Source organism: Halomonas citrativorans, assembly GCF_014898005.1.
Taxonomy (GTDB): Bacteria; Pseudomonadota; Gammaproteobacteria; order Pseudomonadales; family Halomonadaceae; genus Vreelandella; species Vreelandella citrativorans.
In genome coordinates this window covers 1-22,182 of the sequence record NZ_JABUYX010000013.1, presented here as the reverse complement: position 1 = coordinate 22,182, position 22,182 = coordinate 1, and the positions used below count along the sequence as shown (strand labels likewise).

Below are 22,182 nucleotides of genomic sequence, written 5' to 3'. Positions count from 1 at the left end.
CTGTGACCTGGGGCGTTAGTGTACCACTGGGCTTAAGCCAACAGCGACTAATCGGTAGGTTGAGCACCCTATTTGACATGCCAGATAGCGCCCACCGTTATGAATAGCGTAGCCCTTGAATCGCATAGTGAGTCGTTATTAGAACCGTCCTTAGAGTCATCATGAGCGTCGTTATGAACGTCTTTACGAAAATCTTTACGAACATCTGTGTGAAAGCAGCGCTGGCAAGCTTGGCGGCTGCTTTAAGTGCCCCCGTTATCGTTTCTGCGCAGCCTGCTGACCCGCAAGCAACGGATATCACCGCCGGTCAACAGCGCGCGCAAACGTGTGCGGCTTGTCATGGGCAAACGGGCATCAGTCCGGCCAGTGCATTTCCGCATTTAGCGGGGCAGCAAGCCTCTTACCTGGCCAAACAGATTAGAGATATTCGTGATGGCGAGCGGGTGGTTGTGCAAATGACAGGCATGGTTGACGACTTTTCTGACCAGGATGCGTGGAACGTTGCCGCCTATTATGCAGCCCAGGAGGCTAATCTGGGCCATGCCAATGCGGAAGACGAGGCGCTATTGGCACGCGGAGAAGAGATTTATCGTGCAGGGGTGCGCTCGCGTGGTGTGCCTGCCTGCAGCGCATGCCATACGCCCACGGGTGGCGGTGTTGGCAGCGCCGTTTACCCGGCGATTGCTGGTCAGTACCCCGCCTATACGATGACGGCGTTACACGCGTTTGCTAGCGGTGAACGAACGAACGACCCAAGCGGTAGCATGCACGATATTGCGACTCGGCTAAGCGAGGAGGATATGCAGGCCGTGGCTAACTACCTCTTTGGTTTACACTAAGTGGTATCCTGAAAATGAATGCTCTTTCCTATCGGTGAGGGAACCTGATAGCGTTAGAGATAGTCCTATCTTCGCTTATCCCTTGGAGAATTGTCGCATGTTCAAAACGTTATTGGTTGCCCTGACCGGTTTAGGCCTTTCAGCATCTGTCAGCGCTCAGGAATTGGTAGAAGGTAAAGACTATACGCTGCTTGATTCACCGGTCGCGACTCAGGTCGATGAGGATCACATCGAAGTGACCGAAGTGTTCTGGTTCGGCTGCCCTCACTGCAACCGCCTTCAAGCACCCATCACTGAATGGTACGAAACACTAGATGATGACGTAAGTATTGTGCATATGCCCGCTGTCATGGGCGGAAACTCCAATGTTCACGCGACGGCTTTTTATGCTGCCGAGTCGCTAGGCATTGAAGACGATTTGCATGCTGATTTCTTTACGGCGATTCACCAGGATGACCGCGCGTTAACGGATGCGGACGATATTGCCGACTTTTTTGCCGATTATGGTGTCAGTGAAGAAGATGCCAAAAAATCCTTAACTTCGTTTGGCGTACGCAGCGAAGTTAACAACGCCCACGGTCGTATTCGTGAAATGCGCTTGATGGGTGTGCCCGCGCTGGTGGTTGATGGCCGTTACGTTATTACCCCCAGCACCGCAGGCAGCCTTGAGAATATGCCGCAAGTGGCAGAAGCACTCATCGAGCGCGTGCGTACTGAGCGCGCGCAGTAAGGTGTAAGGGCATGGGGTGATAAGCAGATGGTCAATCTGACAACAGTGAATCAGCCGGGCAAGTTATCGTCTCTGCTAGAAACGGGGCACCTTCGCTTGCTGACGTTTAATTTGCAGGTGGGCATCCAAACGTCTGCTTATCATCACTACTTTACCCGCAGTTGGCAGCACTTCTTGCCGAACCCTCAGCGCGTTAAACGTCTGGATATTATGGGCGATGTGTTGAGCCAGTTTGATGTGGTGGGGCTTCAGGAGGCCGATGGCGGCAGTTTTCGCTCCAGTCGTATCAATCAGGTGGAGTACCTGGCCGCTCAGGCCGGGTTTCCGCATCACTTTAAACAGTTAAACCGTAATCTGGGGCGTATCGCCCAGCACAGTAACGGCCTGCTTTCGCGTCTGACACCTACGAAGATTGAAGAGCACCGTTTGCCCGGTACGTTACCTGGTCGCGGGGCCATTCACGTACGTTTTGGTAACGGGCCGGATGCGTTACATATTTTTATTGCTCACTTGGCGCTTAGCCAGCGTGGGCGTGGGCGTCAGCTTGACTACTTGAGTGAAATTATTGAGCCGCTACATCACGTGGTGGTGATGGGCGATCTCAACTGCACGCCGGATCAGTTGCACGCCCATCAGCGGTTTAGTGCCTCGCTGCCGCTTCATCCGGTTAAACCGCTATTGAGCTATCCCTCGTGGCAGCCACGACGTGCGCTGGACCATATTCTGCTCTCGCAAACGCTGGAGGCCGCTGAGGTGCGGGTAATGGATCATCTGTTCTCTGATCACCTGCCTATTGCCGTTGATCTACCGTTACCTAACGCCTGTCTATTGGCGATTGAAAACGCCAACTAACGCTTAAGGCCGTCAAACGGGCGAATATGTGCGTTTTAAGCCGCTTTAACCGGTAGATAATTGCCTGTTTAGGGATGACGTTCGGCCTGGAATCAGCGATGATTCCAGGCCGTTTCTTTGTGTAGGACATTTAACATGCACGCCAATGCTCATGAGCCGCGGTTGCTCCGCTGGCTCGACTGCGTGACGGAGAGAGTTGGCCGGGCCATTGCCTGGCTGGTTGTGATCATGATGCTGGTTCAGTTCGCCATCGTTGTCATGCGTTACGCCTTCGGTATGAACAGTATTGTGATGGAAGAGTCGGTAATGTATATGCATGCCGCCGTATTTATGCTGTGCGCTGGCTGGACGCTGCGTCACGAGGGCCATGTGCGGGTGGATATCTTTTATCGGCGCATGTCCGACCGCGGCCGTGCCTGGATCGATCTTCTCGGTACGCTGTTTTTACTGATCCCGGTGATGCTATTTATTGCGATCACGAGCTTTCACTACGTTTACAGCAGCTGGTCGATCATGGAACGCTCCGCCAATGGCGGTATTCCTGCCGTCTTTCTACTCAAGTCAATGATCCTGGCGATGGTGGCGCTGATGCTTCTCCAGGCGGTAGCCCAGTTAATCCGCAAAATATTGATCATTCGCGGCAAACTGCCTGCGCCTATTTCTGAGCATGAGGAGATCATCTAGTGCTGGCGACTCTATTGGAAGGTATGCCGCTGATACTATTCGCCACGGTTTGCGTTGTTTTAATGCTGGGGTATCCGGTGGCGCTGTCGCTGGCGGGCACTGCGCTGGCATTTGCCGGGTTGGGATGGTTGCTTCAGTCGATGGGCGTTGCGGTGCCGTTTGAAGCGCGCTGGATGAACTCCATGCCCAACCGAATTTACGGCATCATGACCAATAGCACCCTGCTGGCGGTGCCTTTATTTGTGCTGATGGGTGTGCTGCTTGAGAAGTCCAAGGTCGCTGAAACACTGTTAGACGCGATGACCATGGCGTTTGGCGCTCTACGTGGGGGGCTGGGCATTGCCGTGGTCTTGGTCGGTATGCTGCTGGCCGCGTCTACCGGTATTGTAGGGGCTACTGTGGTCACCATGGGCCTGCTCTCGCTACCTACGATGCTAAAGCGTGGCTACTCGCCAGCGCTTGCGACCGGCACTATTTGTGCGACCGGAACGCTTGGTCAGATTATTCCACCGTCCATTGCGCTGGTGTTACTGGGCGACGTGCTCAACAATGCCTACCAACAGGCCCAGCTTGCCATGGGCGCCTGGAGCCCGAAAACGCTTTCCGTAGGGGATCTGTTTGTTGGCGCACTGGTGCCCGGCCTGATACTGGTGGTCGCATATATTATCTACTTACTGATGGTGGCGTGGCTTAAGCCGGGCGCCGCTCCTGCCGCTGATCGTCAGGCGTTGATGCAAGAGCTTGGGCATACCGGCAGTATCTGGCCGCTACTCATAAAAGGGCTTTTACCCCCGGTACTGCTGATCGTTGCCGTGCTGGGGTCTATTTTGGGCGGCATTGCGACGCCCACCGAGGCATCCGCCGTGGGCGCGTTTGGTGCCTTGCTGCTGGCCGCTTTTAATCGCCAACTGAGTGTTCCCATGCTGCGCGAGGTGGTGTACTCCACCGCTAAAGTCACCAGCATGGTGTTTTTAATCCTGATTGGGGCGGCGCTGTTTTCGCTGGTTTTCCGTGCCTTCGGCGGTGAAGAACTGGTGACCCACCTGTTTGAAGCGATGCCGGGGGGCGTTGTAGGCGCCACGATCGTGGTCATGCTGGTGATCTTCCTGCTTGGGTTTATCCTCGACTTTATCGAAATTACCTTTGTTGTGGTGCCGATTGTCGGCCCGGTTCTGCTGGCCATGGGCGTTGACCCCATTTGGCTAGGTATTATGATCGCCGTTAACCTGCAAACCTCGTTTTTAACGCCGCCGTTTGGGTTTGCGCTCTTTTACCTGCGGGGCGTAACGCCACAAAGTGTGCCGACCTCCGCCATCTACCGAGGCGTCATTCCGTTTATTCTTTTGCAACTGGGAATGCTATTGGCGCTGGCGCTGTTCCCCGAGCTTGCCACGTGGCTACCGTCGGTTATTTAGGAAACCCCATGACACGAAACGTAAATGTACTGACGATTGCAGGCTCTGATCCCTCCGGTGGCGCAGGGCTGCAGGGTGATTTAAAGACGTTCTCGGCGCTGGGCGTCTATGGCACCAATGTGATTACGGCGGTGATTGCGCAAAATACTTGCGGCGTTTCCTCGGTCTATCCGGTATCCCCCCAGGCGATCCGTGAGCAGTTGGAAACCCTGTTGGACGATGTGGAGCTGGATGCCGTCAAGATTGGCATGGTCGCAAGCCAGGATGTCGCTGACGTGATTGCTGATGTACTGCGCAAGCGCCGCCCACGCTGGATCGTGCTTGATCCGGTGATGGTCGCCAAAAGTGGCGATATTTTGGTAGACGATGTGGGGATTCGGGCGGTACGCGACATTCTGGTACCGCTGGCCGATGTGATCACACCTAACCTGCCAGAAGCCGCCGTGCTGCTGGATACCGCCTCACCTACGAGCCTGGACGCCATGGAAGCCATGTTGCCAGGCTTGGCCCAGCTGGGCGCGCCTTATGTCGTGTTAAAGGGGGGGCATTTGCGTGGCGAGACATGCCCTGACTTGCTGGCAACGCCGGATGGTCACGAGTGGCTACCTGCGTCACGTATCCAAACAGAGAACTTACACGGCACCGGCTGCGCCTTGTCATCCGCTATTGCGGCCTGCCTGGCAAAGCTGCCCATGGATGCGCCTGCCCAGGCCCCCGCTGCGGCTATTAGCGATGCTAAACGGTGGCTGCATGCTGCTCTTGAGGCCAGCGTTCAACTAAGCGTTGGCAAAGGGCGCGGGCCGGTGCACCATTTTCATGCCTGGTGGTAACGCGCTACACGCTAAAATGAATCGTTAGCTTGCGGGATATGGCTTCGCCCACCATGCTGAAGGGTGTCTGTGAAACGACTGCCTGGATGCTTGTCTGAGGAGCGTTATGCCATGACCCGCACGTTTGTGTTTGCCACTGACCTCTCTGCTGAAAATCGCGCTGGCTTTGCGCGCGCCTTGCGCCTTGCTTATACGCACAACGCCCATCTGGATGTTCTGCATGTGCTGGACCCCCATCTGCCGCATCGGCTACTGCAAGCAGTAGAGCATGCGATCAATGAAGATATTGGCGCCACGTTGACCGATATTCGTGAAGACTACGCGCTGGAAGCCCCCAAGACCGTGGTGCAAACCGTTACCGGCGAACCCCATGTTGAAATTGCACGCAAGGCCCATGAAGAGCAGGCCAGGTTGATTGTATTGGGGATGCACCGCAAGCGTGGCCAGAAAGCGCTGTTGGCGGGCACCACGCTAATGCGCGTCGTACGCAATGCGCCGTGTCCTGTGGTGATTACCCAGTACACGCCCACCCAGCCCTGGCAGCATATTGTGATACCCGTTGATGCCTGTTTGAGCGCTCGCCGCATGCTAAAACAGACGCTAAGCCACTTTCCCGATGCAAAACTAACACTGCTGCATGCCTGGACAGTGCCCGGTGAAGAGGCACTGGGTTCTGAGGTCACTTTTGCTCAGTGGCGTGAGCAGGAAGTGGCGCACCTGCGGGAGGCATTAAAACACCAGATTGATGAACTGGTGCGCGAGCTCGACGATGCCCCCGATATTGAGCTGGTGCTTGAACCCGGCACGCCGTGCGAGGTGACCCAGGACTATATCAGGTACCATTCGCCTGACCTGGCGGTGATGAGTAGCCGTAGCCAGCCTTTTCACTCCAGCCAGCTAACGCAAGCGCTGCTCAGCGAACCCCACTGCGATCTGATGTTATGCCGCGCCTGGTGACGTGAATAGGTACACTAGGCGCTGATATCGTCAGGAGAAGTGCAAGTGAAAGTACTGATACAGCGTGTGAGCCAGGCAAGCGTCAGTGTCGAGGGGCAAGCGGTGGGTGCTATTGAGCAAGGGTTATTGGCACTGGTGGGTGTTGAGAAGGGCGACACTGACGCCGCCGTTGAGAAAATACTTCACCGACTTTTGCACTACCGTGTCTTTAGCGACGCCGAAGGCAAAATGAACCTCAATCTTCAGCAGGTAGACGGTGGCTTGCTGCTGGTATCGCAGTTTACCCTGGCCGCTGAAACCCATAAGGGCCTGCGCCCGGGCTTTTCCAGCGCCGCTCCCCCTGCCGAAGGTGAACGGCTGTTTAATGCGCTGGTCAGCCAGGCCCAGTCGGCCTGGCCGAAGGTGGCCACCGGCCAGTTCGGCGCCGATATGCAGGTGGCGCTGGTTAACGATGGCCCGGTGACGTTCCTGCTGGAAAGCTAGCTATTTGGTTTCGCAGAGTACAAACATCCTGGCACTAAGCGTTTTCACTGGCCAACAGCTCAGCTTCCATGGCTTCCAGCGACTCTTCCGCTGCTAGCCACTGCTGCTCGGAACTGTCCAGGCGGGCCTTGATGGTGGCTTGCTGGGCCAGCGCATCGGTAAGCTCGGCCTTGCGGCTGCTGTCGGTATAAAGCTCGGGGTCGGCCAGCACAGACTCTACGTCTTCCAGTTCGGCCTGGGCTTTTTCCATGGCTTTTTCAGCCTGGTCGCGCTCTTTTTTCAGCGGACGCAGCTTTTCACGCAGCTCGGCAGCGGCCTTACGGGCTGCCTTGCGCGCGTCGCGGCTATCCCCGCTGGGTTGCTGGTTCTGACGTTCGTTTTTCTCGCTGCGCGAGTCGCGGCGGCTCTCCTCAAGGCGTGCCTTCAACCAGGCGCGATAATCCTCAAGGTCGCCATCAAACGGCTCTACACGGTTGTCCGCCACGCACCAGAACTCATCGACCGTAGCACGCAGCAGGTGGCGGTCGTGGGATACCAGAATCACCGTGCCTTCAAAACCGGCCAGCGCCTCGGTAAGCGCTTCGCGCATTTCCAGATCCAGGTGGTTGGTGGGCTCATCCAGCAGCAGCAAGTTGGGCTTTTGCCAGGCGACCAGCGCCAGTGCCAAACGCGCTTTTTCACCGCCTGAGAAAGTAGCCACTTTGCCAAAGGCGTCATCGCCTTTAAAACCAAAGCCGCCCAGAAAGTTGCGAATCTCCTGGTCGCTGGCTCTAGGTGAAAGGCGCTGGACATGCACAAAAGGGGTAGAGGTGACATCTAGCCCTTCCAACTGGTGCTGGGCAAAGTAGCCAATCGCCAAGTGCTCACCGGGAACGCGCTTGCCGTTTAGCAGCTCAAGCTCGCCGGTCAAGGACTTGATCAGCGTTGATTTACCCGCACCGTTAGGCCCCAGCAGGCCAATACGGCTGCCCGGCAGCAGCGTAATATTGACCTTGTCGAGCTGAACGGTGTCACGCTCTTTACCCTGATAGCCCAGCTGGGCCTGATCAAGTACCAGCAGCGGGTGCGAGGTTTTATCGGCGGCCGGTAGCGTGAAGTGAAAGGGCGAATCGACGTGGGCGATGGCAATATCTTCCATACGCTCCAGCATTTTTACCCGGCTTTGCGCCTGCTTCGCTTTGGTTGCCTGAGCTTTGAAGCGTGCAATAAAGCGCTCAATCTCTTCGCGGCGGGCCTGCTGCTTGGCGGCTTCGGCTTGTTGCAGGGCTAGCTTCTCGGCTCGCGTTCGCTCAAAGAGAGAGTAGTTGCCCCGATAAAGCTCAAGCGTCTGGTGGTACATGTGCACAATGTGGTCACATACTGCATCCAGAAAATCGCGGTCGTGGGAAATCAGCAGCAGGGTGCCTGGGTAGCGGCTTAGCCACTGCTCCAGCCACAGCAGCGCGTCGAGGTCCAGGTGGTTGGTGGGCTCATCCAGCAGCAATAAGTCAGAGGGCATAAACAGCGTACGCGCCAGGTTAACGCGCATTCGCCAGCCGCCTGAAAAGTCGGAAAGCGGACGGGAAAGATCTGGCTGGAAAAAGCCAAGCCCAACCAGTAACTGGGCGGCGCGAGACTCTGCACGGTAGCCATCCAGGGTTTCGATTAGCCCGTGAAGCTCGGCTTCGCGGTGCGCTTCGCCCGCCTCCTGGGCGGCGAGCAGTTCGGCTTCAGCTTGGCGCAGGGCCTTATCGCCATCCAGCACATATTCGATAATTGGCCGATCAAGCGCTTCAACTTCCTGGGCCATATGTGCGATGCGTTGCCCACCGCTCATTTCAACATCGCCCTGGTCGGGGCCTAATTCACCCAGCAGGAGCTTGAAAAGGCTCGATTTACCAGCGCCGTTTGCCCCGATAATACCCGCCTTGATACCGTCGTGCAGGGTCAAGTCGGCGTTCTCGAGTAGCGTTTGCGTGCCGCGTTGCAGGGCGACTTGGCGCAGTGCGATCATGCTCTCTCCCAATGAAAAGTGGGTAAACCAATGCTCGATTCTAACCGATTGCGCCGCCTGGAGCAGATGCCATTATGGGATTTTGCCCTCTCGTTTTATAAAGCCCCCGGCGTTGAAGACGCCTGCCTGACGCTACAGGACACATTAGGCGTCGATGTGTGCGAGCTGTTATTTCACGGCTGGCTGTTTGTGAATGGGCTTGAAGCACGCCCAGAAGCGCTGGCGCCACAGCGTGAGCGGCGTCAGCTATGGCAGCGTGAGACCACAGAAGTGCTGCGTCATTTACGCCGCACGTTAAAGCCCCAGGCACGACACAGCGCCTCTGTTTCCGCTCTGCGTAAAACGATTCAGCAGGCTGAGCTGCAGGCCGAACGTGAAAACCTTCAACGTTGGCAAAGGTGGGCGATCGAAAATTCTGACAGCGACCAGCGATTAACAAACTGCGCGTTGTTTTCGAACGATAGCGAGAAATGGCTGCAAGATAAGCTGTTTTTTGCCGAACTTGACAAAGGTTGTCAGGGTGAGCCAAGCGCGCGCGAAAGCGTGGTTAACGCTTGGCAAACCCTGGCAGCCCGGCTTGACCACTTCGAGTCACCGCGCTAGCCTGAAAATAAGCTGCTTTTGAATAATCTTTCGTTATGCGTCCGCTGACCCACAGCAATGGATAACGTTTTTGCGTGTCAGCGAATGTTAAAAAGCGAATGTAAAAAAACAAAGGCAGAATTTTTGCGCACTCGTACGGCGCGCTTACCACTGCAAGGGGAACATCGCATGAAGGCAAGCAAGTTAGTAACGACGGCTAGCGTTGGCGCACTGTTGCTGGGCATGACCGCGGCTGCCCAGGCAGACAACTGGCGCTACGCTCACGAAGAGTACGAAGGTGATGTACAGGATGTGTTCGCCTACGCATTCAAAGAGTATATCGAAGATAATTCCGACCACACCGTTCAGGTTTATCGCTTTGGCGAACTGGGCGAGTCTGACGACATCATGGAGCAGACTCAAAACGGCATTCTCCAGTTTGTTAACCAGTCACCGGGCTTTACCGGCGCGCTGATTCCAGAAGCTCAGATTTTCTTTATTCCTTACCTTCTGCCTACCGATCAAGATACGGTGCTAACGTTCTTCGACGAAAGCGAAGCGATTAACGAGATGTTCCCCGAGCTTTACGCTGAGCAGGGGCTTGAACTTCTTAAGATGTACCCAGAAGGCGAAATGGTGATTACCACCGATGAGCCGGTCAGCTCGCCCGAGGATCTGCAGAACAAGAAAATCCGTACCATGACCAACCCGCTGTTGTCAGAAACCTACAGCGCGTTTGGTGCAACACCCACTCCGCTGCCGTGGGGTGAAGTGTACGGTGGTCTGCAAACCGGGATTCTTGACGGCCAGGAAAACCCGATCTTCTGGATCGAGTCGGGCGGTCTCTATGAAGTCTCTCCGCACCTGACGTTTACCGGCCATGGCTGGTTCACCACCGCCATGATGGCGAACCAGGACTTCTATTCAGATCTTTCTGAAGAAGACCAGCAGCTGGTTCAAGATGCCTCTGAAGCTGCTTATGACCAAACCATGGAGCACATCCAGGGCTTGGCCGACGAAGCGCTGGAGAAAATCCAGGCGGCTTCTAGCGATGTGACCGTTACGCGTCTGAACGAAGAGCAGATTCAGATGTTCCGTGAACGGGCGCCACAAGTGGAAGAAGCCTTCCTCGAAATGACGGGTGAGGGTGGCGCTGAACTGCTGGAGCAGTTCAAAGCCGACCTGGAAGCCACAAACCCGTAATGTTGAGTTGCCGTTTAAGGCAGAAAGGGTGACTCATATCAGGGGCAGCCACGGCTGCCCCTTTTCTATTGTTTATCGATACCTTTAAGGGGAGCAACGTTGGTGGATAGTAGCCCCATACAAAAGGCGAAAAGCTTGAGTACCCCCTACGCTAAACGTATGTCGGTACTGCTCTCTCACCCTTCAACTTTGAACGTGGAATAACCTTGATGACTAGCATGTTATTGGCCGTTGCTAGCCATCGTCATGCCGCTAAACATGCCGTTAAAAAGGAGTCCGGCCATGACCGATGAAGAATCCGAAAAGAGCTATCATTCTGGTTTACCCGGCGTGTTGGGAGTGATCGACACTGCAATTAGCAAAATCGAGTCAGTGATATTGGCGCTAGGGGTTTTGCTAATGGCGCTGAATACGGTCACCAATGTGATTGCCCGCTTTGTATTTGGCAATAGCATCATGTTCTCCGGTGAATTAAACCGCATTTTGATCATCATGATTACGTTTGCTGGTATTGGCTATGCGGCGCGCCATGGGCGTCATATACGCATGTCGGCAATTTACGACGCTTTACCGGTGGGTGGGCGTAAAGCGTTGATGATCTGCATTTCGCTCGTCACCTCTTTCATTATGTTCTTCCTGTTTTACTACTCGATCGTTTATATCCTCGACTTGTATAGCAAAGGACGCGTGCTGCCTTCGTTAAGTTTGCCGGTCTGGATAATTTACCTATGGGTGCCGATGGGCTTTTTCATCACGGGTATTCAGTACCTGCTAACCGCCATTAAAAACCTCACGAGTCGGGATGTGTATCTCTCAACGGGTGTGGTCGATGGTTATAAAGATACCGAAACTGAAGTTTGACGCAGGGCATCGTATCCTGAGGAAAGAGCTATGACGACAATAATGATAGTCACCATGATTGCCCTGCTACTGCTGGGCTTTCCCATGATGGTGCCGCTCATTGCAGCGGCGATCATCGGTTTTTACATGATGTTTAACGGCTTCGGCCAGATGGATACGCTGATTCAGCAAATGATGGCAGGCATACGGCCAGCCTCACTGATCGCGGTACCCATGTTTATTTTAGCGGCCGATATTATGACCCGCGGCCAATCGGCTAACCGTTTGATCGCGATGGTAATGTCGTTTATCGGCCATATTAAGGGCGGGCTTGCGGTCAGTACCGCGGCCTCTTGTACGTTGTTTGGCGCTGTTTCAGGTTCAACCCAAGCAACCGTGGTCGCGGTGGGTTCGCCGTTGCGGCCCAAAATGCTTAAAGCCGGCTACTCCGACTCCTTTACGCTGGCGCTGATTATTAATGCCAGCGATATCGCTTTTTTGATTCCGCCGAGTATTGGCATGATTATCTACGGGGTCGTGTCGGGCACATCGATTGGTGAGCTGTTTATCGCCGGTATTGGCCCCGGTCTTCTGATTCTGTTGATGTTTTCAGCCTACTGTATTACCTACGCCATCGTTAAGGATGTACCGACTGAGGCGAAAGCCAACTGGAGAGAGCGTGGCGTTGCGGTTCAAAAAGCGCTCTGGCCGTTGGGTTTCCCGGTTATTATTGTCGGTGGTATTTATGGCGGTATTTTTAGCCCTACGGAGGCTGCCGCAGCGTGTGTGCTGTATGCGGTGCTGCTGGAATTTGTGGTGTTTCGGTCCCTCAAAATGGCCGATATCTACACGATTGCCAAATCTACCGGCTTGATTACCGCTGTGGTGTTTATCCTGGTAGCAGTCGGTAATAGCTTCTCCTGGATTATTTCCTTCGCTCAAATTCCCCAAACGATCCTGGAAGCCGTAGGCGTGAATGATGCCGGGCCGACCGGTGTCTTGATCGCGATTTGTATCTCCTTCTTTATCGCCTGCATGTTCGTTGACCCTATCGTGGTTATCCTCGTGCTTACGCCTATCTTTGCCCCTGCCATTGCCGCAACAGGACTCGACCCGGTACTGGTCGGCATCTTGATTACCCTGCAGGTGGCGATTGGCTCGGCCACACCACCGTTTGGCTGCGACATCTTTACCGCGATTGCGATCTTTAAGCGGCCTTACTGGGAAGTTATTAAAGGCACGCCGCCGTTTATCTTTATGCTCATTCTGGCGGCCGCGCTTCTCATCATGTTCCCGCAGATTGCGCTGTTTCTACGCGACCTGGCGTTCCGCTAGCCTTCCATTAAGGAGAACTGCATGTTTAACCGCATTTTAGTCCCAGTGGATGGCTCGAAAGGCGCCATTAAGGCGCTCGATAAAGCAGTAGGGTTACATCTGCTAACGGGCGCTGAGCTCTATTTCTTGTGCGTATTCAAGCACCACAGCCTGCTTGAGGCGTCACTTTCCATGGTACGCCCCAATCAGTTGGATATTCCCGACGATGCGTTAAAAGAGTACGCCACCGAGATCGCTATACACGCGAAAAACCATGCCATTGAGCAAGGCGCGGACAGCACGAGCGTGCGTGCTTTTGTTAAAGGAGGTCGGCCTTCACGTACCATTGCACGCTTCGCCTGGAAGCGAGAGTGCGATTTGATCGTGATTGGTGCTCAAGGCACTAACGGCGAAAAAAGCATGCTGCTGGGCAGTGTATCTCAACGGGTGGCCGGTGCGGCGCATTGTCCCACCTTGGTGGTGTAGCTTCGTTGTAGGCATCACGATTGACGTAAGCATTGCTGCACAAGGTTAAACCTCTTGGTAAAAGCGAGGTCGTAACAGGCGTAGCTACAGTCTTAACTATGGTTTTAACTACGGTTTTAACTACGGTCTTAACTACGGTCTTAACTACGGTCTTAACTACAGTCGTAACAACAGCACCCGTTTCAGGTAGATACACCCTGAAGCGGGTGTTAGGCTTTGAAGCACTTAACATCTGGCGTATTGCGCCGTCGAATAAGGTTACTTTTTTATGAAAACATTGCTCTCCTCAACGGCTCTGACAGGTCTGCTTTTAGTGGCACCGTTTGTTGCTGCGGCCCCTGAAACTGACGATCAGCGCCTTGCCTACAGCCTTGGGGTTACGCTGGGTGAAAGCATGAAAGCGGATATCGGCGACCTTGACCTGGATGCGTTTAACGACGGCATGCGCGATGTTTTCGAGGACAATGAGTTGGCGCTCGACGAAGAGCAAATGGTTGAGGCCATTATGGCCTTCCAGGAGCGCTCTTTGGAGGCGCGTGAACAGGAAGCCGCTGAGATCGGCCAGGCAAACCTCGAGGAAGGCGAAGAGTTCCTGGCAGAAAACGCCGAGCGTGAGGGCGTAGAGGTGACGAATTCTGGCCTGCAGTACGAAGTGCTTGAGTCGGGCGATGGTGCAACGCCCGGGCCTGAGGACACTGTTGAGGTGAATTACGAAGGCATGCTGCTGGATGGCACGATATTCGACAGCTCGTTTGAGCGCGGCGAGTCGGTTAGCTTCCAGGTCAATCAAGTTATTGAAGGCTGGCAGGAAGGCCTGCAGATGATGAGCGTTGGCGATAGCTGGATGCTGTATATCCCTGCTGACCTGGCTTACGGCGAAAACGGCCAAGGCCCGATTGGCCCCAATGAAATGCTCACGTTCCGGGTTGAACTGTTAGGCGTTGAATAATCCATGCCTATGGCCCTGCGGGTTGCTCACACGCTAAGTGCGTTGTTGTTGCTAAGCGGCCCGCTGGCAGCCAGTGCAATGGCTGAAACGCCTGAGCGTTTGCCCGCGCTGAATGCCATGTCAGAGCAGGCAAGCGTCGTTGGCGTTTCATCAGGCGGTTATATGGCAACCCAGCTAGCGGTTGCCTGGCCTGAGCGCTTTAGCGTGTAGGCGTGCTGGCGGCAGGGCCTTGGGGCTGTTCGCAGGGCTCCTTAAATCTTGCGCTTAATCAATGCATGCAAACCCGTGCAGGCCAGCCAGCCTTGGACAGGCTAGACGCACGTTGGGCGGGTTATGAAAGGCATGACCGGGTCGGTGCTCGTGAAGACCTGGCTCAGCTCCGTGCCTTTATCTGGTATGGCGATGCTGATGATGTCGTACAGCCCGAGCTGGCTGAGCTATTGGTCAAGCAGTGGCTGGGCTGGCTGACATCACCTGAGCAACTGCAACGGGTACGTAGTCAGGCAGCGGGGCATGGCTGGCCAGTCCAGCTACGCGAGGAGGAGGCCGTTGGTCCGCAGGAATTGGGCAACTGCCGCCAGGGCGGTGGTAGCCATGTGCTGGCCTGTGATGAAGATGTTGCGCAAGAAATGCTTGCCTGGTTATATCCCGAACGTGACGCTTCTATTTCCGCAGCTACTTCCACAACTACTTCCGCAACGGGAGAGCTGGTCGCTTTCGATCAGTCGGAGTTTGCGGTTAAAGGGCTAGCGGACACGGGGTATGTATTTATTCCCGCGGCATGTGAAGAGGGAGCATGCCCGGTCACTATTGCGCTGCACGGCTGCCAAATGAGCGCTAACGCTATTGGTGATACCTTTGTTAGCCATAGCGGTTTGAATCATTGGGCCGCCAGCCACCAGCAGATAGTGCTTTACCCACAAGCTGACAGCAGCTTGTCGAACCCGCAAGGGTGCTGGGATTGGTGGGGGTATGCAGAAAGCCTCTGGCAGAAAAATCCGCTGCACGATACCCGTGAAGGCGTCCAGGCGAGCGCGCTCATGCGTATGCTTGACCGTTTGGAAGCCGCGCCGGTTATGCCGGTTCTGTCTGACTAGTTCTGCCTGGCTAGCTCTTCTTTACCACTTCAAAGTCAAACCAGCTCCCCATATCTCCCTCCGGTGTTTCAAGAATCACGCGTGCCCGCCAGGGCGTAGCAGTTTGCACCTCTTTATCCACTTGGCCTTGACCACGAAAACGGCTTGGCGTGATGGCATCCAGCACAAAGCGCTCAATCCTCGAATCTCGATAGCGGTCAACCAAATCCACGTTGACCTGATGGGCTGGAATGCCTTGAATATCGACTTCCAACGGTAAAGCAGCGTGCGCTTCTATAGGGCCGTTGATATCAATATGAAAGGTCAACTGGCGCCCACTGCCCAGTGCGACTGAACAAGGGTGAGCATGGACATCGCAACTGGCGGCGGAAGGGAACCAGGTAACGTGGCTGTTATCGTGATATTGATGAAAAAATACGTACCATGTAGACATCGCCAGTGCTAAACCGGTGACTAAAATCAGCACCTTGAGTCCCTGTAAACCTGAAAAACCAGCAGTTTTAGGTAGTATCTTCATGGCAGAATACCGCTACGCAGGCCGTGAGGCGGGGTGTCGTTTCATGGTAACAGTAAACGTGTCGATGTCGTTGTGCTGTGATGTCGCAGTCACTAAGGAAAACCCATGGAGAGTATTACCACTGCGTTAGGGCCCCTGTTCCTACTCATTCTATTAGGAGCGGGCATGGGCTACTGGCGCTGGCCCGGTGCAGATTTTTGGCCGCAAATGGAGCGGCTAATTTACTTTGTGCTTTTCCCGGCCATGCTGGTGGGAACGCTGGCCACCGCCGATGTCAGCCAGGTACCGGTAGGGCGCTTGGCCCTGGTGCTATTAGGCGCCATTGCGTTTTTTGGGCTACTGATCTGGTGGTTTCGCCATTGGCTACAGCTAACGCCTGCAGCGTTTACCTCGGTGTTTCAAGGCGCGGTGCGCTTTAACACCTATGTAGGCGTAGCGGGGGCCGCGGCATTGCATGGCGAGTTAGGTGCAACCACGGCAGCGGTTGCCGTAGCGCTGATGGTGCCCGTGGTGAACATCATGTGTGTGGCAAGTTTTGTGGCTGCTGGCACATTAGGCAGTGCGAGCATGGGTAAAAGCGTCATGGCGCTGGTGAAAAACCCGCTGATCCTCGCCTGCCTGGCAGGCATAGGATTAAACCTGAGCGGCATTGGCCTGCCAGGGTGGAGTGAGGACACCGTCGGCCTGCTAGGGCGTGCCGCGCTACCACTAGGGCTGGTTGCCGTGGGGGTGGCACTACGCCCGGCCGCGTTGTTACGCATTGACCGTGGCCTGCTAGCGACCAACAGCGTCAAATTGTTACTAATGCCAGCGCTGGTATTGGTGCTGGCGTGGGCGCTAGGCCTGGATACCGTTAGCCGGGACGTGGCGCTGCTGTTTGCAGCACTTCCCACGGCAACCTCGGCCTATATTCTGGCCCGCCAGTTAGGCGGTGACGCTGAGCTAATGGCAGCCATTATCACCGGTCAAACGCTACTCGCCATGCTCACGCTTCCGCTCTGGTTACAGCTCTCAGGGTAAGATGTAAAAATAAATAAAAAGTATTCGCATTTGTATTGACGAGTTAAATGATAATGATTATATTGTGCTTGTAGCGTTTAATGAGTCGCTACAGACCACGACAGCGAGCCGCCAGTTTGTTGTCATGGTTTCTCCCTCTCATTGCTAGTCACGGTCTTTTGCCACTCCTTTGGAGTGGCTTTCTTTTTTGCACATTACGTAAATTATTTTTTGTAATAAGTGCAGGATGGTGAATTAAAGTAATGCCGCCAGTTGGGGCCAAGTCAAATAAAATCAATCCTGTTACAGCAGTCTTTACCCATCAATTCAACGAATTCTGGGCTGTTTTGGATGTATAACCACTACTGCTTGTTCAGTCCTCATTATCTCATCCAAGCGTTTAATTTATCGAAGAAAGCGAGACATTGGTTGAGTTGCTCTATTTCTATAAATTCGTCGGGCTTATGGGCTTGCCGAATGGAGCCAGGCCCAAGTATTACGGAAGGTATACCGCCATCAACTTCGAAAACGCCACCTTCAGAGCCATAAGACACTTTTCCTCCACGCTCGGGAAGAATGGGTTCAAGTTGTTTAAACATCTCGCTGTCAGTGGCATCGCCCATGGCAGGGTAGGCAAACAACTCTTGCCACTCAATGGCGGAATCTGATGATTGGCGCTGCATTTCGGGCAGCAGGGCCGACTCGATATCGTTGATCAGCGTTTGAATATCCGTGGCGGCCGCATCTTGATCAATGCTACGCAGCTCGAAGATAAAGCTACACATGTCGGGGGTAACGTTGGTTGCTACACCGCCTTCAATAATGGTGGTAAGGGTGGTGGCATGAGGAACGGTAAAATCGTGATCGAAGGGGCCATCCTGCTCATATCGTCGTGCTCGTTCAGCGATCATGGTGATGATACGTGAGGCATACTCGACAGCGTTGACGTGCTGGGGAGAAAACGATGAGTGCCCCCCTTCACCGCGCACCGTCACTCGCATGGCGATCTTGCCTTTCTGGCCGTTGATCAGCTTCATTTCGCTGGGCTCACCAATAATCGCCAACGCCGGTGGTACTTTCAGTTCTGATAAATAGCGTGCGATGGCGGGCGCCCCCAGGCAGCCCACTTCTTCATCGTGAGAGAAGCAGAAATAGACGGGGCGCTGTAGTTCAGCGTTGGCAAACGCCGGTGCTGCCGCCATGACGCACGCTGCAAAACCTTTCATGTCGCAGGTGCCGCGACCAAACAGGCGGCTGCCGCGCTGCTCCATTTTGAAAGGGTCACTTAGCCAACTCTTCGGGTTGGCAGGAACCACGTCGGTATGGCCAGAGAGAACGATGCCAGGTAGGTCGGCCGGGCCCAAACGAGCGACCAGGTTGGCTTTCTCACCGCTCTTATCCGGTAACACCGTCACATCCGCGCCTAGATTGGTGAAGAATTTCTCCATGTAGTCAATAAGTTCGAGGTTGGAGTACGCACTCGTTGTGTCGTAAGCGATCAGGTCGGCAAGGTGTGATATTGAAGCTGCCAACTGCGGGTGAGCGTTCGGCGTGGTACTAGCTTGCATGGTGTTAAATCCTCGGCAATAGGGGAGTCGTTGGCTCAAACCTGGGCTTTTTTAAGTTGCTGACGAATCGTTACTACCACCACAAATATCGCCAAAGACGCGAACAACCAGGTGATCGGCGATGACACCAGAATGCTGGGATCACCACGAGATAGGGCAAGGGCGCGACGCAGGTTTTCTTCCAGCATTGGGCCAAGAATGAACGCGATTAAAAAGGGCGCGGCGGGAATGGCGAACAGGAACATGAAAAAGCCAAATACGCTCATCGCCAGCAGCACGATGACGTCATACATGCTGTTGGAGATCGAAAAAATACCGAATACGCACAGGGCGAGGACAATCGGCGCCATCAAGCCAGGCGGAATACGTGAGATATGCGAGAAAAAGCGCATCGTTGCCTTGCCGGCCCCAAACAGCAAAATGGATGAGAACAGCATGCCAATAAACAGCATGTAAACTTCATGAAGGTTGTTCTCAAACAGCATGGGGCCTGGCGACATACCGTGAATCATAAAAGCGCCCAGCATTACGCCTGTAATCACGTCACCCGGTACGCCTAGTGCTAGCAATGGAATCATGGTGGAGCCACAGCAGCCATTATTGGCAGACTCTGATGCCGCGATGCCTTCCAGCTCGCCTTTACCAAAGTTTTCGCGGTTCTTTGAACTACGCTGTGCTTCGCCGTAGGAGGAGAAGGCCGCCGCCGAAGGGCCAATGCCGGGAATGGCCCCCATCACAACCCCAATCATGCTGCCTTTGAGCATTGCTTTTAAGGAACGGCGCAGCTCATTGCGTGTTACGCGGTTATCGCCCAGCTGCATGGGCTTATGGTTTTGGTTGTGACGAAACACAATAATCTTAAGAAGCTCGGGAATCGCAAACAGGCCAATCAGCACGGGTGCCACGGCCAAGCCGCTCTGCATATCCACTGTCAGGTCAAAGCGGAACGAGCCGTACATATCTTCACCCACGGTGGCCAACAAAAGCCCCAGGCATGCAGAAACCAGCCCAAGCAGTAGCGAGCGCCCGGATACGCCCGCCACGGTAGTGAGCGCAAAAATCATCAGCATGAAATATTCGGGAGGACCGATACGCAGTGCGAGAAGTGCCAGTGGCGCGGCGATAAAAAACAGTGAGAGATTGGAAATAAAATCCCCGGTACATGAGGAGTAGAGCGCCATGTTAAGGGCTTTGCCCGCCTTTCCCTGTTGGGCCAGAGGGTAGCCATCAAGGGTGGTGCAGGCGGCTGAAGCAGTACCTGGGGTTTTGATCAATATCGCCGATACCGAGCCGCCATAGGTCGAGCCTTTATAAAGCGCGACAAGCAGCAAAATACTCGGGATAGGCTGCATGTAAAAGGTGAAGGGCAGCGCCAGCGTAACGGCCATGGTGCCGGTCATGCCGGGAATCGCGCCAATAATCACTCCACCCCAGATACCGGCGGCCATGATCAGGAAATTCTCAAAGGTGGCCACCGCCTGAAAGGCAACCAGCAGATCGTTGAGCATAGTGGTCAGTCCTGTACGCGACAGTTAAATTCCGAGAACCCTGAAAAGGCTACCAACCGGGAAACGCGTATTGAGAGCGCTGGAGAAAAACAGGTAGAGAAGCATTGGAAGTATGATGGCTACGATGGTTGCCACTATTTTGTGGCGCCAATAACCCGTCAGTACCAGCATCGCCATTAACAGCAGGATGCTCGATAACAAGAACCCTAATAGCGTCACCGCGCCGATAAAGAGCGCAAAGGCCAGTACTGTCCAACCGAAGCGAGTGAGCAACGTGACAAGAGGTGTACCGCCGCGAAGGGCGCTGGCATCTTCAGGGTCAGCGAGTGCTTCGGTTTTACGGGAAAACGATAGCCCGACAAGCAGCACTCCCAGCGCCATGCCCAGCATGGAAACCGTTCGTGGCCACATATCAGGCGGTGGTGCAAACCCCGGAATAAAGCGTGGGCGGGGCACATAGGCGGGGATCAGTAAAAAAAGCACGATCCCGAACAGCACTGTAATAACCAAGCCGCGTGTTATACCCATGACCCCTCCAGCGATGAAGTGATATATACCGTCGTTACGCGATGTTTAGCGTGTATTTATTCCAGATAGCCAAACTGTTCAGCCAAGGAGCGATAGAACTCGTATTGCTCTTCTGCATACGTCTCCATATCGACACTGCCGATGGTAGAAATCGAGCCACGGCCTTCGGCACGGCTGAGCCACGTCTCATCTTCGGCAACCTGCTCCATTACCTGGCTCCAGGTATCCATCACTTCTTCGGGCAGGTCAGGCGGGCCGTACAAAGCGCTCCAGCCAATAACCTGGCCTGCCAGCTCATAGCCCAGCTCTTCAGCGGTGGGCACTTCCGGTAATGCTTCCATACGCTCGGGTGAGAACACCATTAACGGGCGCATATCGCCACTCTCGATATGCGGCATCAGTGACGCTGCCGCGATGGCGAGAAAATCAACGTGCCCACCTAGCAGGGCCGTTGCCAGCTCGCCGCCGCCCCGATAAGGAATCAATGTTGCCGCCGTCAATGGGTCCATTCCCGCATCAGCAAGCAGTGATTGCACCGTAAAACCATCAATGGCGGTGGCGCCAGAAGCGGCGTAGCTCATTGCTCCAGGGTTGTTTTCGATGCCTTCCAGCAGATCCTCAACGTTTTCGTAGGGGGAGTCATCGGCCACGGCCAGAATCATGGGAGTGGCTTCAAGTGGGCTGATAAACGTGTACTCATCCCAGTCAACACTGCTGTTTTCATTGACCGCCGGTGACAGCGCCATGCCGACGCGGGCCAACAGCAGGGTGTAACCATCGGCCTCGGCCTGTGTCACATCGCGAGCGCCGGTCATTCCACCGGCGCCGGCCTGATTGACGACGGTGACAGGCTGGCCTAGATATTCGCGCGCAGACTCCGCCAAGGCCCGGCCCGCAAGGTCAGAAGCGCCGCCCGGGCCATAAGGAACAACGAGCGTGACGGGTTCGGAAGGATAGCTTTGAGCATAGGCGGTGGACGCAGCGAGAAGCGTTGCCGCCGTTAAGCTTAGGGTGAGTTTCATACTTATCTCCGCAGCAGTTGTTAGAAGTTTTATTAAACGGCGTTGCCAGCAGCAGTTTTAAACCCAGCTTATTCAACATAGACAAGTATGAAATTTGTTTCAATGATTCTATTTAGTATGCATTAATGTTCTAGTGGTGGGCCAAAATTGCAAGCTTATGGTTTATAAAGTTCGTTTTTATCTGTTAATGATTTAGCGAAGGTTTTTAGAGTGAGTTCAAGATAATGAAAATAAAAGAGATTGAAGCATTTGATGCATTTATGAAGCACGGCACCACCAAGGCGGCTGCAGAGATGTTGGGCATTAGCCAGTCAATGGTGAGTCGATTACTTACTGGGCTTGAGGAAGCGTTGGGTTTGGTAGTGTTCAGAATTCTGTGTCACTTCTACCCTAAGAGGAAAGAGGTGATGTATGACACAACCAACATTTGACATGGACGCGGCGCTGAAAGCCCTGCGAGAAGGGAAAGATCTCACCGGCAAGGAGGGCATTCTGACGCCGCTCATCAAGCAGTTGACCGAGGCTGCCATGCAGGCGGAGCTCGACGCGCATCTCGACAATCAAGAGGAGGGTGTTCAAAACTTTGTGTCAGTTTGGTCATTATAGGTCGATATGACCGTCCAGGCGTTTTGGGAAATGTATCGCCATTTGCGACAGCGTCAGGTTCCAATTTTGCACAGGGTGAGTCCAGCGTTCAGAGGCCTTGAGAATACCCGCATACAGCAGTTTCAACAGGCTATTTTCGTTGGCAAACCCACCCTTGGTCTTGGTGAGTTTTCGGAACTG

Annotated in this window: 24 protein-coding genes and 2 pseudogenes; 19 read left to right on the top strand and 7 right to left on the bottom strand. The window is 54.4% G+C overall.

Features of this window, described 5'->3' with window-relative positions; all coding sequences use genetic code 11:
- The first annotated feature begins 209 nt into the window (after positions 1 to 209).
- The 8 genes from INT20_RS12150 to dtd all read left to right on the top strand — a co-directional run bounded on the left by INT20_RS12150 (position 210) and on the right by dtd (position 6,790).
- Positions 210 to 839 carry a c-type cytochrome gene (locus INT20_RS12150; RefSeq protein WP_407647901.1) on the top strand — a complete coding sequence of 210 codons (630 nt, stop codon included), beginning with the start codon at positions 210 to 212 and terminating at the stop codon, positions 837 to 839.
- 97 nt (positions 840 to 936) lie between these two features.
- Positions 937 to 1,569, top strand: coding sequence for a thiol:disulfide interchange protein DsbA/DsbL (locus tag INT20_RS12145; protein WP_087110468.1), 633 nt, complete (start codon positions 937 to 939; stop codon positions 1,567 to 1,569).
- A 27-nt stretch (positions 1,570 to 1,596) separates the two neighbouring features.
- Complete coding sequence (locus INT20_RS12140; RefSeq protein WP_087110470.1) at positions 1,597 to 2,421, top strand: endonuclease/exonuclease/phosphatase family protein; 825 nt, start codon at positions 1,597 to 1,599, stop codon at positions 2,419 to 2,421.
- Between the two features lie 135 nt (positions 2,422 to 2,556).
- Positions 2,557 to 3,105 carry a TRAP transporter small permease subunit gene (locus tag INT20_RS12135; protein WP_087110472.1) on the top strand — a complete coding sequence of 183 codons (549 nt, stop codon included), beginning with the start codon at positions 2,557 to 2,559 and terminating at the stop codon, positions 3,103 to 3,105.
- A complete protein-coding gene (locus INT20_RS12130) occupies positions 3,105 to 4,520 on the top strand; it encodes a TRAP transporter large permease (protein ID WP_087110474.1) in 1,416 nt (471 codons plus the stop codon). The genes INT20_RS12135 and INT20_RS12130 overlap by 1 nt, the downstream gene beginning before the upstream one ends.
- 8 nt (positions 4,521 to 4,528) lie before the next feature.
- Positions 4,529 to 5,350, top strand: coding sequence for a bifunctional hydroxymethylpyrimidine kinase/phosphomethylpyrimidine kinase (gene thiD / locus INT20_RS12125; RefSeq protein WP_087110476.1), 822 nt, complete (start codon positions 4,529 to 4,531; stop codon positions 5,348 to 5,350).
- Between the two features lie 111 nt (positions 5,351 to 5,461).
- Complete coding sequence (locus tag INT20_RS12120; protein WP_193054044.1) at positions 5,462 to 6,307, top strand: universal stress protein; 846 nt, start codon at positions 5,462 to 5,464, stop codon at positions 6,305 to 6,307.
- 45 nt (positions 6,308 to 6,352) lie between these two features.
- On the top strand, positions 6,353 to 6,790 hold the full coding sequence (gene dtd, locus INT20_RS12115) for a D-aminoacyl-tRNA deacylase (RefSeq protein WP_193054043.1): 438 nt from the start codon (positions 6,353 to 6,355) through the stop codon (positions 6,788 to 6,790).
- Positions 6,791 to 6,824: 34 nt separating this feature from the next.
- Here dtd and INT20_RS12110 read toward each other — a convergent pair whose 3' ends face one another.
- Positions 6,825 to 8,783 carry an ATP-binding cassette domain-containing protein gene (locus tag INT20_RS12110; RefSeq protein ID WP_193054042.1) on the bottom strand — a complete coding sequence of 653 codons (1,959 nt, stop codon included), beginning with the start codon at positions 8,781 to 8,783 and terminating at the stop codon, positions 6,825 to 6,827.
- Between the two features lie 30 nt (positions 8,784 to 8,813).
- On the opposite strand from INT20_RS12110, the gene INT20_RS12105 reads away from it, so the two are divergent.
- The 8 genes from INT20_RS12105 (at position 8,814) to INT20_RS12075 (ending at position 15,254) form a co-directional block, all read left to right on the top strand.
- The gene (locus tag INT20_RS12105; RefSeq protein WP_193054041.1) at positions 8,814 to 9,386 is read left to right on the top strand and encodes a TIGR02444 family protein; all 573 of its coding nucleotides are present in this window, start codon (positions 8,814 to 8,816) and stop codon (positions 9,384 to 9,386) included.
- Between the two features lie 168 nt (positions 9,387 to 9,554).
- On the top strand, positions 9,555 to 10,568 hold the full coding sequence (locus tag INT20_RS12100; protein WP_193054040.1) for a TRAP transporter substrate-binding protein: 1,014 nt from the start codon (positions 9,555 to 9,557) through the stop codon (positions 10,566 to 10,568).
- 282 nt (positions 10,569 to 10,850) lie between these two features.
- Positions 10,851 to 11,429 carry a TRAP transporter small permease gene (locus INT20_RS12095; RefSeq protein WP_192526888.1) on the top strand — a complete coding sequence of 193 codons (579 nt, stop codon included), beginning with the start codon at positions 10,851 to 10,853 and terminating at the stop codon, positions 11,427 to 11,429.
- Between the two features lie 30 nt (positions 11,430 to 11,459).
- The gene (locus INT20_RS12090; RefSeq protein ID WP_192526889.1) at positions 11,460 to 12,743 is read left to right on the top strand and encodes a TRAP transporter large permease; all 1,284 of its coding nucleotides are present in this window, start codon (positions 11,460 to 11,462) and stop codon (positions 12,741 to 12,743) included.
- Positions 12,744 to 12,764: 21 nt separating this feature from the next.
- Positions 12,765 to 13,208 carry a universal stress protein gene (locus tag INT20_RS12085; protein ID WP_172116854.1) on the top strand — a complete coding sequence of 148 codons (444 nt, stop codon included), beginning with the start codon at positions 12,765 to 12,767 and terminating at the stop codon, positions 13,206 to 13,208.
- 268 nt (positions 13,209 to 13,476) lie between these two features.
- Positions 13,477 to 14,157 carry an FKBP-type peptidyl-prolyl cis-trans isomerase gene (locus tag INT20_RS12080; protein WP_172116855.1) on the top strand — a complete coding sequence of 227 codons (681 nt, stop codon included), beginning with the start codon at positions 13,477 to 13,479 and terminating at the stop codon, positions 14,155 to 14,157.
- Between the two features lie 3 nt (positions 14,158 to 14,160).
- Positions 14,161 to 14,367 carry a hypothetical protein gene (locus tag INT20_RS18305; protein ID WP_319022141.1) on the top strand — a complete coding sequence of 69 codons (207 nt, stop codon included), beginning with the start codon at positions 14,161 to 14,163 and terminating at the stop codon, positions 14,365 to 14,367.
- Positions 14,368 to 14,432: 65 nt separating this feature from the next.
- A complete protein-coding gene (locus INT20_RS12075; protein WP_319022140.1) occupies positions 14,433 to 15,254 on the top strand; it encodes a PHB depolymerase family esterase in 822 nt (273 codons plus the stop codon).
- 10 nt (positions 15,255 to 15,264) lie between these two features.
- Here the strand turns inward: INT20_RS12075 and INT20_RS12070 are convergent, their stop codons facing one another.
- Positions 15,265 to 15,771, bottom strand: a complete 507-nt coding sequence (locus INT20_RS12070; protein WP_193054039.1) for a hypothetical protein — start codon at positions 15,769 to 15,771, stop codon at positions 15,265 to 15,267.
- 105 nt (positions 15,772 to 15,876) lie between these two features.
- Here INT20_RS12070 and INT20_RS12065 point away from each other — a divergent pair, with 105 nt between their 5' ends.
- A complete protein-coding gene (locus INT20_RS12065) occupies positions 15,877 to 16,791 on the top strand; it encodes an AEC family transporter (RefSeq protein ID WP_193054038.1) in 915 nt (304 codons plus the stop codon).
- Between the two features lie 362 nt (positions 16,792 to 17,153).
- On the opposite strand, the gene argE is transcribed toward INT20_RS12065, so the two are convergent.
- From argE to INT20_RS12045, 4 genes are read right to left on the bottom strand one after another with little or no spacing between them, the layout of a single operon-like run.
- Positions 17,154 to 18,338 (bottom strand): acetylornithine deacetylase, encoded by a 1,185-nt coding sequence (argE, locus tag INT20_RS12060; RefSeq protein WP_193054037.1) that lies wholly within the window; start codon positions 18,336 to 18,338, stop codon positions 17,154 to 17,156.
- A gap of 35 nt (positions 18,339 to 18,373) precedes the next feature.
- Entirely contained in the window at positions 18,374 to 19,846 is a 1,473-nt protein-coding gene (locus tag INT20_RS12055) for a tripartite tricarboxylate transporter permease (RefSeq protein ID WP_193054036.1), read from the bottom strand.
- Positions 19,847 to 19,870: 24 nt separating this feature from the next.
- Entirely contained in the window at positions 19,871 to 20,374 is a 504-nt protein-coding gene (locus INT20_RS12050) for a tripartite tricarboxylate transporter TctB family protein (RefSeq protein ID WP_193054035.1), read from the bottom strand.
- Between the two features lie 56 nt (positions 20,375 to 20,430).
- Positions 20,431 to 21,396 carry a Bug family tripartite tricarboxylate transporter substrate binding protein gene (locus INT20_RS12045; protein WP_193054034.1) on the bottom strand — a complete coding sequence of 322 codons (966 nt, stop codon included), beginning with the start codon at positions 21,394 to 21,396 and terminating at the stop codon, positions 20,431 to 20,433.
- A gap of 224 nt (positions 21,397 to 21,620) precedes the next feature.
- Between INT20_RS12045 and INT20_RS12040 the strand changes: the two genes are divergently transcribed.
- Both INT20_RS12040 and INT20_RS12035 read left to right on the top strand, forming a co-directional pair.
- Positions 21,621 to 21,827 carry a LysR family transcriptional regulator gene (locus INT20_RS12040; RefSeq protein WP_226912159.1) on the top strand — a complete coding sequence of 69 codons (207 nt, stop codon included), beginning with the start codon at positions 21,621 to 21,623 and terminating at the stop codon, positions 21,825 to 21,827.
- Positions 21,808 to 21,963: pseudogene (locus INT20_RS12035) on the top strand (IS256 family transposase); the annotation flags it as partial. The gene INT20_RS12040 and the pseudogene INT20_RS12035, both read left to right, overlap by 20 nt.
- Before the next feature lie 33 nt (positions 21,964 to 21,996).
- Here the strand turns inward: INT20_RS12035 and INT20_RS12030 are convergent.
- Positions 21,997 to 22,182 (bottom strand): annotated as a pseudogene (locus tag INT20_RS12030) (IS256 family transposase); the annotation flags it as partial.

Bases quoted from the DNA above. Each gene is read 5' to 3' on its own strand.
- INT20_RS12045 (WP_193054034.1), bottom strand. From the start codon at position 21,396: ATGAAACTCACCCTAAGCTTAACGGCGGCAACGCTTCTCGCTGCGTCC.
- INT20_RS12090 (WP_192526889.1), top strand. From the start codon at position 11,460: ATGACGACAATAATGATAGTCACCATGATTGCCCTGCTACTGCTGGGC.
- INT20_RS18305 (WP_319022141.1), top strand. From the start codon at position 14,161: ATGCCTATGGCCCTGCGGGTTGCTCACACGCTAAGTGCGTTGTTGTTG.
- INT20_RS12070 (WP_193054039.1), bottom strand. From the start codon at position 15,771: ATGAAGATACTACCTAAAACTGCTGGTTTTTCAGGTTTACAGGGACTC.
- argE (WP_193054037.1), bottom strand. From the start codon at position 18,338: ATGCAAGCTAGTACCACGCCGAACGCTCACCCGCAGTTGGCAGCTTCA.
- INT20_RS12145 (WP_087110468.1), top strand. From the start codon at position 937: ATGTTCAAAACGTTATTGGTTGCCCTGACCGGTTTAGGCCTTTCAGCA.
- INT20_RS12075 (WP_319022140.1), top strand. From the start codon at position 14,433: ATGCAAACCCGTGCAGGCCAGCCAGCCTTGGACAGGCTAGACGCACGT.
- INT20_RS12055 (WP_193054036.1), bottom strand. From the start codon at position 19,846: ATGCTCAACGATCTGCTGGTTGCCTTTCAGGCGGTGGCCACCTTTGAG.
- INT20_RS12110 (WP_193054042.1), bottom strand. From the start codon at position 8,783: ATGATCGCACTGCGCCAAGTCGCCCTGCAACGCGGCACGCAAACGCTA.
- INT20_RS12040 (WP_226912159.1), top strand. From the start codon at position 21,621: ATGAAAATAAAAGAGATTGAAGCATTTGATGCATTTATGAAGCACGGC.
- INT20_RS12135 (WP_087110472.1), top strand. From the start codon at position 2,557: ATGCACGCCAATGCTCATGAGCCGCGGTTGCTCCGCTGGCTCGACTGC.
- INT20_RS12050 (WP_193054035.1), bottom strand. From the start codon at position 20,374: ATGGGTATAACACGCGGCTTGGTTATTACAGTGCTGTTCGGGATCGTG.
- INT20_RS12080 (WP_172116855.1), top strand. From the start codon at position 13,477: ATGAAAACATTGCTCTCCTCAACGGCTCTGACAGGTCTGCTTTTAGTG.
- INT20_RS12065 (WP_193054038.1), top strand. From the start codon at position 15,877: ATGGAGAGTATTACCACTGCGTTAGGGCCCCTGTTCCTACTCATTCTA.
- INT20_RS12120 (WP_193054044.1), top strand. From the start codon at position 5,462: ATGACCCGCACGTTTGTGTTTGCCACTGACCTCTCTGCTGAAAATCGC.
- INT20_RS12095 (WP_192526888.1), top strand. From the start codon at position 10,851: ATGACCGATGAAGAATCCGAAAAGAGCTATCATTCTGGTTTACCCGGC.
- INT20_RS12100 (WP_193054040.1), top strand. From the start codon at position 9,555: ATGAAGGCAAGCAAGTTAGTAACGACGGCTAGCGTTGGCGCACTGTTG.
- INT20_RS12140 (WP_087110470.1), top strand. From the start codon at position 1,597: ATGGTCAATCTGACAACAGTGAATCAGCCGGGCAAGTTATCGTCTCTG.
- INT20_RS12105 (WP_193054041.1), top strand. From the start codon at position 8,814: ATGCTCGATTCTAACCGATTGCGCCGCCTGGAGCAGATGCCATTATGG.
- INT20_RS12085 (WP_172116854.1), top strand. From the start codon at position 12,765: ATGTTTAACCGCATTTTAGTCCCAGTGGATGGCTCGAAAGGCGCCATT.
- thiD (WP_087110476.1), top strand. From the start codon at position 4,529: ATGACACGAAACGTAAATGTACTGACGATTGCAGGCTCTGATCCCTCC.